Origin of the sequence: Serratia odorifera (genome assembly GCF_041448735.1) — a bacterium.
In the GTDB taxonomy this organism is placed as follows: Bacteria; Pseudomonadota; Gammaproteobacteria; order Enterobacterales; family Enterobacteriaceae; genus Serratia_F; species Serratia_F odorifera.
Genome location: NZ_JBGMUT010000008.1, coordinates 129,667 through 142,196, shown reverse-complemented (window position 1 = coordinate 142,196; position 12,530 = coordinate 129,667). Strand labels below are relative to the sequence as shown.

The following is a 12,530-nucleotide window of genomic DNA, read 5'->3' as shown; positions in this document are numbered from 1 at the left end:
AAACCGCAATCAGTTGCTTTCCAGCATGTTGATGATCTGGTTGGCAACTACTTTAGCGCTTTGATCGTCGGTGCGGATAGTCACATCGGCAATTTCTTCGTACAACGGGTTACGTTCTTTGGCCAGTGCTTCCAGCACTTCGCGCGGAGGCGAATCAACCTGTAGCAGCGGACGCTTTTTATCACGCTGGGTACGGGCCAATTGCTTCTCGATGGTAGTTTCCAAGTAGACAACGACGCCACGCGCCGACAGACGGTTACGCGTTTCACGCGATTTAACCGATCCACCGCCGGTAGCCAGCACGATCCCTTGCTTTTCCGTCAGTTCATTAATGACTTTTTCTTCACGATCGCGGAAACCTTCTTCGCCTTCCACGTCGAATACCCAGCCCACGTCAGCTCCGGTACGTCGCTCAATTTCTTGATCGGAGTCGAAAAACTCCATATTGAGTTGCTGAGCTAACTGACGGCCAATAGTGCTTTTGCCGGCACCCATAGGCCCAACCAGAAAGATATTGCGTTTCTCTGCCATGTTTTTCGGTATTACTAAGACTATTCGTTAATGTTAACCCGCCCCGCCAATCAAATCAGCGGCGGGACCTAAACTGAAACCTCATGAGCGATAGTGCGAGATCAGACAAAAAATTATCTCAACACTCTTGGTAGTTTGGCAACCGAATAAATCGCCCTACCCCGTATCTTTCAAGCAAGCCTGCCGTTGACTGCCTTACTCACCCCGGTTTGCGCGGGATTCGTTCAGTTGCCGCCGTGATGCAACTTGAAATCTATTGGGTATATCTACGCCGCAGGAGGGAAACCATACGTTTTTAGCGGCGTCTTGGCGTTAACAAAAAAACCTCGGAGCTCAATTCGGTAACCCTTGTAAGCTAAATCGGTCGCAGCGTCAAACGCAGATGCCCTCAAGATGACAAAAAAGTGCATCTGCTCATCAACTTCAGCAGATTTTCGTCCGGCGAGTGTCCACCTGTTCAGACCTTAATCAGGGTTGGTGTGATGAATATCACTAACTCGCGCTTTTTGTGCTGTTTGCTGCTTTGTTTGAATAACGATCCCAGCAGCGGCACATCCCCCAGCCCCGGCACCTTATCGGCGCCATGGCTGCGTTGCCGCTGGAAGATACCGCCCAATACCACGGTTTCGCCGTTTTTCACCGTCACCTGGGTTTTTATTTCCTGCTTGTCGATCGCCAGCGCTTCACCGCTGCCCTGCCGAACGGCACGGCCGGGCATGTTCTGGCTGATATGCAGCGTCAGGGTGATCAGGCCGTTGGGTAAAATTCTGGGCGTCACCTCCATGCCCAGCACCGCCTCCCGAAACTGTATCGCGGTGGCTCCACTGGCACCGCTGGACACTTCATAGGGAATTTCCGTCCCCTGTTTGATGCTGGCGGTCTGCTGATTGGCCGTCAGCAAGCGTGGGCTGGCGATGATCTCCACCGCGTTTTCCTGCTCCAGCGCCATCAGTTCCAGATCCAACAGGCGCCCACTGACGCGCGCCAGATGAAAACCGACGTTTATCGCGCTGCGTTCCAGCGGCAGACCGACGCTGAAATTGTCGATACGCAGGCGTTTGGCCGCGCGCTGATCTGCCGTCAATCCCCAGCGAACGCCAAGTTCGCGTAAGTCTTCACGGCTGATGGTGACAATGTGCGCCGCCAATTGCACCTGCTCCAGCGGTTTATCCAGCTCGCGCAGCCAGCCCTGCAACGCCGACAGCGCCGGTGCAGCATCGCGGATCATCAGGGCATTGGTGCGTTTATCCACCACCACGCTGCCACGCTCGCTCAGCAGGGTGCCGCGCTGAGCCTGCAAACTTGCAGCGATGGTCTCGGCATCGGCGTGCTGCAACGCCAGCGTCAACGCCTGTAACGGTTGCTGACGTGCCAATGCCTGTCGTTGCTGTTCATCCGGCTGCGCAACCACCATCATCACCGAACCGTCCTGGGTCATCGACAGTTTGCCAATACGCAAGATCAGCGCCAGCGCCTGCCGCCATGGCACGTTGTCCAGCTGCAGCGTCACATTGCCGCCGATGCCCGCCGCCGCAACCAGGTTCAACCCCTGATAATCCGCCAGCGCCTGCAAGACCACCGTGGCGGGCGTATCGTGGAACGCCAGTGAAATCGGTTTGTCGTCCTGCGCCATGGCGCTCGTCGCTGTAGCAGCGCTCCACAACAGCAGCACCGCAGCTTTGCATCCCTTCATTTTTCTTCCTTATGGTTATCCAGCGTCAACCTGAGGTCGTCGGCTGCCGGCGGGCAAAGCGGGTCGTTGGCGATGGCATGCAATACCAGCATCCGAGCTGAAATCGCCCCCACCCGCCAACCGTCAGCCAACACCGTTTGCTGCGCGATCAGCCGCAGCCACTGCCCGTTCGGCGTTAATACCCAGCCATGACGCCGCGCCGGTTGCCCGACGATGCCCTTCAACTGCCAGCCGGCCGGCGATAGCGAGGGCGCACTGCATGGCGCCAACAACGGCGGCTGAAAGGGATTGCGTGCCGGTTCAGCCCATAACGCAGGCGACAGCAGCAGCCATAGCCAGTTAACTCGCGTCGTCATCGTCGCCTCGCGCCTGCAGCACCAACTCGGCAACCAGCCCCTCCGCCCGCGCATCTACCCCCAGACGCTCAATGCGCAAGGTCGTGGGCAATGCGTTCAATACGCGCAGCAGGCCAGCGTAATCTACCCGCATGTTCAGCGTTTGCCGCAATGACGGTTGCTGCTGCCAGCGCAGTAGCACTACGCCGGCCTGTTGCAGGCTGGACGACAGGTCGCCATCGGCCGGTTGTGCCGCCCGCACGGCCAGCCGTCGTTGCAGTTCATACAGCGCAGGCTGCTGCGACAGTTGCTGTTGCAGTTGGTCGATACTTACCGCCTGCTGTCGCATTTCGGATTGCAGCCGCACGTGCTGCTGCCATTCGGCCTGCACCCACAGCGCGCAGGGTAACGACGTCAGCCCCGTCAGCAACAGCCACTGTCCGGCCAGCAGTTGCCAGGCCGGACGACTCAGCCACGGCGTCAACCAGGACGGCAGGGATTTATTCATCATCTCCCCACGGCGCCGTCAGGACAAAGGTCAGCAAACCGTCCTGCCGCTGGATCACCTCGGCCAACCGATGGCCCGGCAATAGCGCCTGCGCCGTTAAATTGTGCGTCAGTTCGACTATCGCCGGGTAATGTGGACTTAGGCCGCGCAAGGTTACACGCTGGTGGTGTTCCTCCAGCGCCACCAGCCACAGTGGCTGCGGTAACGCCTCCGCCAACTGCCGCAACAGTCGGGGATAACGTTGGTTATGCGTTTGATTGCGTCGACGCTGCGCATCCAGTGCGGTCAACTGCGTCCATTGCGCCAGCGCCGCCTGGGTTTGCCGGTAGCGCTGCGCCAGCTCGTCATACTGCCGTTCCCGCCCTTGCAGCGTGTCGCGCAGTTGCTGCTGCTGATAACGCAAGCCACCCAACATCAGCGCCGGGATGGTCAATGCCACCATCAGGTGTAGCATCAACAGGCGCAACCAGAACATGCCGCGCCGCCGCAGCACACGCTCACGCCAGGGCAACAGATTCACTTGATACATCAGCCATCCTCCGCACGTAACGCCAGCCCGCCGGCCAGAACGAAGGCCTGTGGCCAGGCAGGCAGCGGCGGCTGCAAGTGGCTGAAGGCGCTTAACGGCGACCAGCGCAGCGCGCCGTCCGGCAATGGTTCTTCAAACACGCTGCTGTAATAGATTTCCTTGTCACCCAGCGACGGACAGGCAGCGCGTACCGCCCGCAACGCCTGCGCCACATCGGCCTTGTTATCCACCGGCAGCAAACCACAGGCAAACGCCTCGCTGCGTGGCGCTGCCCATAGCCATTGATCGTCCAGCCGATGCAGCAGCGCGGCCTGCGGCGCCAACCCGGCCTGGGCCGCCATCGACAACAGGGCGCAAGGGGTGATGTCCACCACCTGAGGATGCAGATCGGCCTGTTGCAGGCAGTGCAACCACTGCTGCAGCTCCTGTTGACGCGCGGCGGTCAACAGCAGCGTTGCCGACTGAGCCGACGGCGCACGGTAGTCGAGCACCAGTGTCTGACCGTCGAGCGGAAACTGTTTCAGCCCCTGGCTGGTGACATAATCGTTGCGTGCCGACGCCTGTAAACGGCTATCGGGCATGGGGATCTGTTGTTGCAAAACACGTTGCACCGGCAAGGCAATGCGTAAGGAAATATGTCTCGGCAAACGGCTACGCCATTGTCGTAACACCGGAACTAAACTTTCGGATTGATCCAGATAACCGTCACGCAGGATCGGCCGTGGCAAGCTTTGTTGCCACCAATGACGCAGTTGCCAACCGCCGCGACGCCGCTGTGCCGCCAGCGCGCGCACGCTGCTGCTTTGTATATCGAGCCCCACCGTCCATGCTTGTGAGAACATATTTTGACCAGCCTCCATACAGCAAGATGATAAAAGAACATATCCATGTCGCAGGCTTGCCTTTATACTACCGCGCGGTTGTTTATAAACTGCCCAAATGACATGAAAATGGGAAATCTCAGGTGAAGTTCGTAAAGTATTTTTTAATCCTTGCAGTGTGTTGCATCGTGCTGGGAGCAGCCTCGATTTTTGGCTTGTACAAATATGTCGAGCCACAGCTGCCCGACGTAGCAACGCTGAAAGATGTTCGGCTGCAAATCCCGATGCAGGTTTACAGTGCCGATGGCGAACTGATCGCCCAATACGGTGAAAAACGCCGTATCCCGCTTAAACTGGCGCAAATCCCGCCGGTGATGGTGCATGCGTTTATCGCTACCGAAGACAGCCGCTTCTATGAGCACCATGGCGTCGATCCGGTAGGTATCTTCCGCGCGGCCTCCATTGCCCTGGTTTCCGGCCATGCCTCACAGGGTGCGAGTACCATCACCCAGCAACTGGCGAGAAACTTTTTCTTGAGCCCGGAGCGCACCCTGACGCGCAAGATCAAGGAAGCCTTCCTGGCGGTACGCATCGAGCAGATGCTGTCGAAAGATGAAATTCTTGAGTTGTATCTGAACAAGATTTATCTGGGTTACCGCGCCTACGGCGTGGGCGCCGCCGCACAGGTCTATTTCGGCAAAGACGTCAGCCAGCTCAGCCTAAGCGAAATGGCCACCATCGCCGGCCTGCCCAAGGCGCCGTCGACCTTTAATCCGCTGTATTCGCACGATCGTGCCGTAGCGCGCCGCAATGTCGTGCTGTCGCGTATGCTGGACGAGCATTACATCACCCAGGCGCAGTACGATCAGGCGCGCAGCGAAACGCTGGTTGCCAATTACCATGCACCGCAGATCAGCTTCTCAGCGCCGTATCTGGCCGAAATGGTGCGCCAGGAGATGATCAAGCGTTACGGTGAGAACGCCTATACCGATGGCTATAAGGTTTACACCACCATCACCAAAAAATTGCAGTTGGCCGCACAGAAATCGGTGCGCGACAACGTGCTGGCTTATGATATGCGCCACGGTTATCGCGGCCCATCCAACGTGCTGTGGAAAGTGGGCGAAGCCGCCTGGGATCAGAAGCAGATCGTTGATTCGCTGAAGAACCTGCCGAACTATGGCCCGCTGGCGCCGGCGGTGATCACCCAGGCCGACGCCGAGCAGGCGACCGCCCTGCTGGCTGACGGCAGCAGCATCGCCTTGCCGATGGCCGGCATGCGCTGGGCACGCCCATACAAGTCCGACACGCAGCAGGGGCCGACACCGAAACGCGTTACCGATGTGGTTCAGGCCGGCCAGCAAGTGTGGGTGCGTAAAGTGGACGATGCCTGGTGGCTGTCGCAGGTCCCGGATGTCAACTCGTCGCTGGTTTCGCTCAATCCGCATGACGGCGCGGTGAAAGCACTGGTCGGCGGTTTCGACTTCAATCAGAGCAAGTTCAACCGCGCAACCCAGGCGCTGCGTCAGGTGGGCTCCAATATCAAGCCGTTCCTGTATACCGCGGCGATGGACAAGGGGCTGACGCTGGCCACCATTCTTAACGACCTGCCGGTCACCCGTTGGGATGCCGGTTCCGGCACCGAATGGCGTCCGAAGAACTCGCCGCCGACCTATGTCGGGCCAATCCGCCTGCGTCAAGGGCTGGGGCAGTCGAAGAACGTGGTCATGGTTCGCGCCATGCGCGCCATGGGCGTCGACTACGCTGCAGAATATCTGCAACGTTTCGGCTTCCCGGCGCAGAATATCGTGCATTCGGAGTCGCTGGCGCTCGGTTCGGCGTCGTTCACCCCAATGCAACTGGTCCGCGGCTATGCGGTACTGGCCAACGGCGGTTATCTGGTCGACCCGTATTTCATTACGCGCATTGACGACGAAACCGGCAATACCATCTTCGAAACCAAACCGAAAGTGGTGTGCAACAGCTGCAACCTGCCGGTGATTTACGGTGATACCCATCGCTCTGCGGTATTGTCTGACGATAACGTCGAGAATGTGGCGGTATCGCAGGAAGGCAACAATGCCGGCGTGCCAATGCCAAAACTGGAGCAGGTGACCCCGGCCCAGGTATTGCAGGACGGCGATCAGCAGTATGCGCCGCACGTCATCAGCACCCCGCTGGCCTTCCTGATCCACGATGCGCTGAACAGCAACATCTATGGCGAGCCGGGCTGGATGGGCACCGGCTGGCGTGCCGGTCGCGATCTGAAACGTCATGACATCGGCGGCAAGACCGGTACCACCAACAGTTCGAAAGACGCCTGGTTCTCCGGCTACGGCCCGGACACCGTGACCACCGTATGGATTGGCTTTGACGATCATCGCCGCGATCTCGGCCGTTCCACGGCGTCAGGGGCGATTGACGATCAGGTCTCCGGCGGCGAAGGCGGCGCGAAGAGTGCGCAACCGGCCTGGGACGAATTTATGAAAGTCGCGTTGGACGGTATCCCGGAGCAGAAGGTTACTCCGCCACCGGGCATTATCAGCGTCACCATCGACAAGGCTACCGGCAAGCTGTCGAAAGGCGGCGCGGGCAGCCGGTCCGAGTATTTCATTGAAGGCACCCAGCCGACCGAGTACCCCACATACGACGCCGGCACCACGCTAATGGATGCCGGCGGCGAGAGCCACGAACTGTTCTAAACCAAAAGGGCCAGAATCATCTGGCCCTTTTTCTTTGTCTCGACGAACAGCGAGCCCGCATTGTGCATACCAGCCTCAGCGTGAGCCGCGCAAAAACGCCTCGGTCAGGAACAGCGCGCTAACGTTGCGCGCCTCGCGAAAATCCGGCTCCGCCAGCAGCGCCATCATATTGGCAATTGGCCAGCGCACCTGCGGCAACGGTTCCGGCTCGTCGCCCTCCAGACGTTGCGGGTAAAGATCGTGCGCCAGCACGATGTTCATTTTGCTGGAAAAGTACGACGGCGCCATCGTCAGTTTGCTGAGAAAATCAAAGCGCTCAGCGCCGTAGCCCACCTCTTCCATCAGTTCGCGGTTGGCCGCTTCCAACACGCCTTCACCCGGATCGATAAGCCCCTTCGGAAAGCCCAGTTCGTAAGATTCGGTGCCGACGGCATATTCGCGGATCAGCAACAGATCGTCGCCGATGACCGGCACAATCATCACCGCTTCGCGATCGGAGGGCCGCATGCGCTCATACACCCGCCGCACACCGTTACTGAACTCCAGATCGACCGACTCTACGTGAAATAAACGCGAACGCGCGACCGTTTCTACTTTCAGGATGTTGGGTTTTTGCAGGTGTTTATCCATGATGGCCTCAAATTGGTTGACGCGGCTAGCCCCATCGTCTTGGCGTAGCCCGCAGTCAACCAGGATAATGGTGGGCGCCGTGGGCTGCTTCGGCCGGTTTAAACGCTCACCCGATTCGATCTTGATCACATTGTGCGTTAATGAGAACCTTGGCCGCAACGCGCACCGTCTGTAATTTACTTTTTTTTAACAAGCGCCGCCAGCGCCAGCGGTTTTTTTGCGCTAATTCAGTAAACAAAGCATGATAAAATAGGATAATGCCGATATTAGCACTGCATGCCGATTGCTAGCATTATGGGAGGCTGGCATATTTTTTCACCGCAATTTCAAAGCCTGCCGATGTATTGGATGCTTAGCGGATAATTATTGCCTATAATATGCAACTTTTATTCTGGTTGGTGAGGTTCACGGCATAAGATGGGGATAGCATGAGCACAATAGTGTTGATATTGGCCTTAGTGCTTGCCTGCCTGATTGCCGCCGGCCTGTATTTTTGGTTCAGGGCACGCAACCGGCCGGTATTGGCGCGTTCACTGCCATTTATCAAGCCTACGCACCGTAAACTGACGACGGAAGAGCGCGCGGCTGTCGAACATTATCTCGGCCAGCAAAATCGCCTGGGCAATAAATTATTGCCCAGCAGTTCGGCGTTGTCCTCCGCCAAACTGGCGCTGACGCCGCAAAGCGATAACGTTTACCCGATCACCCATGCCATTACCCGCTATGGCCTCGCCAGCGATGAACCCAACAAGTGGCGCTATTATCTGGATTCCGAAGAGGTGCATTTGCCACCGTTCTGGGAACAGTACATCAGTGCCGACAACCACGTTGAAATCATCAAGACGCAAACCCTGCCGCTGGTGATCTCGCTTAACGGCCATTCGCTGCTTGACCATATCCACGATCGGCCGCAGCCGCCGACGGTCAGCGCGACGCCGGCGCGTAACGCATCGATCCGCAAGGAAGAAAGCGAACACGTCGAACTGCTCAACATCCGCAAGGAAACGCCCGAAGAGCATATGCTGCATCGCCCGAACGGCATCAAGGAGGCCGGCATCATTTCTGCCGCCCTGCTGCTGTTGTTCTTTAGCCTGATAAGCCCGGTACTGGTGATCCCGTGGATGATTTTTGTCGCGGCACTGATGATTGCCTGGGGATGCTGGAACCTGCTACGACGCCCTGCCGAGCACGAACTGAACGAAGTGCACAGCCTGCGCGGTACGCCAAAGCGCTGGGGATTGTTTGGTGAATCCAATCAGGGTCAGATCAGCAATATTTCTCTCGGCATCATTGACCTGATTTATCCACCGCACTGGCAGCCATTCATTGGCGCCGATCTGGGCAAGACCACTGACGTCGACATTTATTTAAACCGTCAGGTGGTGCGCCAGGGGCGTTACCTGTCCCTGCACGATGAAGTGAAACACTTCCCGCTGCAACAATGGGGCAAGAACGCCATGCTGATGGCAAGTTCGCTGCTGGTATTGCTGCTGCTGATCACCTACGTGCCGCTCAGCCTGCCGCTGAAACTGAGCGTAGCCTGGCTGCAAGGCGCACAAAAAACCGATGTCAGCACCGTCCAGGCCCTGGAGGCCATACCGTTGCATATCGGCGATACCCTGCGCATTCAGGGCAACGGCATGTGCTATGTGCCGCCAACGCCGATCAACACGCCGTCCACCGGCTTTATGCCGTTTGACTGTTCGGGTATTTACTGGAACACCGCGGCCCCGTTGCCTCAGCCAGAATCTGACATTATCGATAAAGCTTCGGCGCTGCTGGCAACGGTCAACAGTCAGTTACACCCAAGCGGCACCGACCAGAAAATCAACCCACAACTGGCCAGCGCCATCGAAAAGTCCGGCATGATCCTGCTGGATGATTTTTCCGATATTGTTTTGAAAACGCAGGACTTGTGCTCGGAAAATAACGAATGTGGCCGCTTAAAGAACGCGCTGGTTAACCTGGGTAACGCCAAAAACTGGAGCAGTCTGGTGAAACGCGCACGCTCCGGCGCGCTGAACGGCGTTAACGTACTGCTGCGGCCGGTCAGTGCCGAATCGCTGGAAAACCTGACCAAATCGGCAACCTCGTCATTCGTCTATCAGGAAACACGTCAGGCCGCCGCGGCCCTCAACAGTCCGCCGCCGGGGGGCTTCCTGATTACCAGCGACGAAGGCAAACAGCTGGTCAGCCACCCGCTGCCAACCACGCCGCTGAATGACTTTAACGCCCTGGATCAGTGGAACGAACTGCAACGTCTGGCCAGCATCCTGCTGCATACGCCTTTCCAGGCGCATGGCGTAATCACCAATATCAGCGTAGACGCCAACGGCACCCGGCATATTGCGCTGCACAGCGAACCTGACATGATCACCCTATGGCGCTATCTGGGCACCAGCCTGCTGTTGATTGGCGTCGTGGTCAGCCTTGGCTACAACGCCTGGCGGGTAGTGCAACGTCAGCGCATGAACCGCCGCCGCCTGGCCGATATCCAGCGCTATTATGAGAGCTGCTTCAACCCGCAATTGACGCCAATGTCATTGCATCCGATAGCATAACCCACCGCATCGGGCCGGCAGAGCACGGCCCGTTATCACCTCCCGCCATCCGGTTATGCTACCCTAAGCCTATACCCTGTTTACCCTCTGCAAGCCGTGACGGCTTGCCCCTGGAGAACCGATGATCCCGGACATTGACTGGCGCAATATCGATACCGTTCTGCTGGATATGGACGGCACCCTGCTCGATCTGGAGTTCGACAGCCATTTCTGGCTAACGCTGGTGCCGCAGGCGTTAAGCGTACAACGCGCAATCCCCCTCGAACGGGCGCGTCAGCTGATTGAGGCGGAGTACCTGGCGGTGCAGCACACCATGAACTGGTACTGCTTTGATTACTGGAGCGAACGACTGGAGCTGGATATTTATGCCATGACCAGCGAGGTAGGCTATCGCGCGCGCCTGCGCGATGATACCGAGCCGTTTTTGCAGGCATTGCGCAGCAGCGGCCGCCAAACCATCCTGCTGACCAATGCGCATCCTCACAGCCTGGCGGTAAAAATAGCGCACACCGGGTTGGATCGGCACCTTGATTTATTGCTTTCCACCCACACATTTGGTTATCCGAAGGAAGATCAGCGTCTGTGGCAGGCCGTTCAACAGCAGACCGGTTTCGATGCGCAGCGTACGCTGTTCGTTGATGACGGCGAGCCGATCCTTGATGCCGCCAGCCGCTTTGGCATCCGTTATTGCCTGGGCGTGCAGAATCCGGATTCCAGCACGGCGGAGAAAACCTTCCAGCGCCACCCGTCGATGCGCGATTATCGCCATTTGCTACCGGCGCTGGAACGGGAGCTTTCATGAAGGCAAAAGACACCGCAGACGACGCGGTCCGGCTGGATAAATGGCTGTGGGCCGCGCGCTTTTACAAAACCCGCGCACTGGCACGCGAAATGATCGACGGCGGCAAGGTGCACTATAACGGCCAGCGCAGCAAGCCCAGCAAAATCGTCGAGGTCAATGCCGAGATTAAACTGCGACAGGGCAACGAAGAGCGCACGGTGACAATACGGGCAGTAACCAGCCAACGCCGCAGCGCCAGCGAGGCGCAGCAGCTGTATCAGGAAACCGAAGCCAGCATCGTCAACCGTGAAAAAATGGCGCAGGCGCGCAAAATGAATGCCCTGACCATGCCGCATCCGGATCGCCGTCCGGACAAAAAAGAGCGGCGCGATCTGATTAAATTTAAATTTGGCGAGCCGGAATAAATCCCTCGCCTCAATGAGAGAAAATTATGTCCAACCATGACCAATTACACCGTTACCTGTTCGAAAACTACGCGGTGCGCGGTGAGCTGGTTACGATCAGCGAAACCTATCAGCAGATGCTGGCCAATCATGATTACCCTGCGCCGGTGCAAACCCTGCTGGGCGAGATGCTGGTAGCCACCAGTCTGCTGACCGCCACTCTGAAGTTCGAAGGCGACATCACCGTGCAATTGCAGGGCGACGGTCCGCTGAAACTGGCAGTGATCAACGGCAACAACCAGCAGGAAATGCGCGGCGTTGCGCGCCTGCAGGGTGAAATTGCCGACGACAGCACGTTGCATCAGATGATCGGCAACGGCGTGATGGTCATTACCATTACGCCGGCCGAAGGCGAACGCTATCAGGGCATCGTAGCGCTGGAAGGCGCCACGCTGGCGGCCTGCCTGGAAAACTATTTCCAGCAGTCCGAACAGCTGCCTACTCGCCTGTTCATTCGCACCGGCGAAGCCGCGGACAAACCGGCAGCGGGCGGTATGTTACTGCAGGTACTGCCGGCGCAGGACGATAAAAACGCGGACGATTTCGACCATCTGGTGCAGTTGACTCACACCATCAAGAGCGAAGAGTTGTTCACCCTGCCGGCCAACGAGGTGCTGTATCGCCTGTACCATCAGGAAGAAGTGACGCTGTATGAGCCGCAGCCGGTAGTGTTCCGCTGCAGCTGCTCACGCCAACGCTGCGCCGACGCGCTGCTGACCCTGCCGGCAGACGAAGTGGCCGAGATGTTGGAACAGGATGGCAACATCGACATGAACTGTGATTACTGCGGTAGCCACTACCTGTTCACGCCAACCGACGTTGCTGCGCTCTATACCGGCAATACCGATGAAAGCGATCGGTTGCACTAAGTTGCACTCTTGACTGGCGGGCCCATCCGGCGCCCGCCTGCCCACGCCGTTTGCACGCTTGCTTTTTTCCGTGTGCTATCTCTCAGTTCGTAACGAAAAACAGTGT

12 protein-coding genes are annotated in these 12,530 nt (G+C 57.9%); 5 read left to right on the top strand and 7 right to left on the bottom strand.

Going from position 1 to position 12,530, the window contains the following annotated elements:
• Positions 1 to 9: 9 nt before the first annotated feature.
• The 6 genes from aroK to pilM form a co-directional block, all read right to left on the bottom strand.
• On the bottom strand, positions 10 to 531 hold the full coding sequence (aroK, locus tag ACCC84_RS18285; protein WP_004391482.1) for a shikimate kinase AroK: 522 nt from the start codon (positions 529 to 531) through the stop codon (positions 10 to 12).
• A 457-nt stretch (positions 532 to 988) separates the two neighbouring features.
• Complete coding sequence (hofQ, locus tag ACCC84_RS18280) at positions 989 to 2,224, bottom strand: DNA uptake porin HofQ (protein WP_004956334.1); 1,236 nt, start codon at positions 2,222 to 2,224, stop codon at positions 989 to 991.
• On the bottom strand, positions 2,221 to 2,580 hold the full coding sequence (locus ACCC84_RS18275) for a HofP DNA utilization family protein (RefSeq protein ID WP_004956335.1): 360 nt from the start codon (positions 2,578 to 2,580) through the stop codon (positions 2,221 to 2,223). Before ACCC84_RS18275 ends, hofQ begins: the two co-directional genes overlap by 4 nt.
• The gene (locus ACCC84_RS18270; RefSeq protein ID WP_004956336.1) at positions 2,564 to 3,070 is read right to left on the bottom strand and encodes a hypothetical protein; all 507 of its coding nucleotides are present in this window, start codon (positions 3,068 to 3,070) and stop codon (positions 2,564 to 2,566) included. The genes ACCC84_RS18275 and ACCC84_RS18270 overlap by 17 nt, the downstream gene beginning before the upstream one ends.
• Positions 3,060 to 3,596 carry a PilN domain-containing protein gene (locus tag ACCC84_RS18265; protein ID WP_004956337.1) on the bottom strand — a complete coding sequence of 179 codons (537 nt, stop codon included), beginning with the start codon at positions 3,594 to 3,596 and terminating at the stop codon, positions 3,060 to 3,062. Before ACCC84_RS18265 ends, ACCC84_RS18270 begins: the two co-directional genes overlap by 11 nt.
• The gene (pilM, locus tag ACCC84_RS18260; RefSeq protein WP_039992456.1) at positions 3,596 to 4,438 is read right to left on the bottom strand and encodes a type IV pilus biogenesis protein PilM; all 843 of its coding nucleotides are present in this window, start codon (positions 4,436 to 4,438) and stop codon (positions 3,596 to 3,598) included. The genes ACCC84_RS18265 and pilM overlap by 1 nt, the downstream gene beginning before the upstream one ends.
• 122 nt (positions 4,439 to 4,560) lie before the next feature.
• Here pilM and mrcA point away from each other — a divergent pair, with 122 nt between their 5' ends.
• The gene (gene mrcA / locus ACCC84_RS18255; RefSeq protein WP_004956339.1) at positions 4,561 to 7,119 is read left to right on the top strand and encodes a peptidoglycan glycosyltransferase/peptidoglycan DD-transpeptidase MrcA; all 2,559 of its coding nucleotides are present in this window, start codon (positions 4,561 to 4,563) and stop codon (positions 7,117 to 7,119) included.
• Positions 7,120 to 7,194: 75 nt separating this feature from the next.
• On the opposite strand, the gene nudE is transcribed toward mrcA, so the two are convergent.
• On the bottom strand, positions 7,195 to 7,749 hold the full coding sequence (nudE, locus tag ACCC84_RS18250) for an ADP compounds hydrolase NudE (protein WP_039992457.1): 555 nt from the start codon (positions 7,747 to 7,749) through the stop codon (positions 7,195 to 7,197).
• A 428-nt stretch (positions 7,750 to 8,177) separates the two neighbouring features.
• Between nudE and ACCC84_RS18245 the strand changes: the two genes are divergently transcribed.
• From ACCC84_RS18245 to hslO, 4 genes are all read left to right on the top strand, one after another.
• Entirely contained in the window at positions 8,178 to 10,310 is a 2,133-nt protein-coding gene (locus ACCC84_RS18245) for an intracellular growth attenuator family protein (protein WP_198773707.1), read from the top strand.
• A gap of 121 nt (positions 10,311 to 10,431) precedes the next feature.
• Positions 10,432 to 11,112 carry a GMP/IMP nucleotidase gene (gene yrfG / locus ACCC84_RS18240; RefSeq protein WP_004956343.1) on the top strand — a complete coding sequence of 227 codons (681 nt, stop codon included), beginning with the start codon at positions 10,432 to 10,434 and terminating at the stop codon, positions 11,110 to 11,112.
• Positions 11,109 to 11,516 (top strand): ribosome-associated heat shock protein Hsp15, encoded by a 408-nt coding sequence (hslR, locus tag ACCC84_RS18235; protein WP_273871281.1) that lies wholly within the window; start codon positions 11,109 to 11,111, stop codon positions 11,514 to 11,516. The genes yrfG and hslR overlap by 4 nt, the downstream gene beginning before the upstream one ends.
• A 26-nt stretch (positions 11,517 to 11,542) precedes the next feature.
• Positions 11,543 to 12,424, top strand: coding sequence for an Hsp33 family molecular chaperone HslO (hslO, locus tag ACCC84_RS18230; protein WP_004956346.1), 882 nt, complete (start codon positions 11,543 to 11,545; stop codon positions 12,422 to 12,424).
• Positions 12,425 to 12,530: the final 106 nt, after the last annotated feature.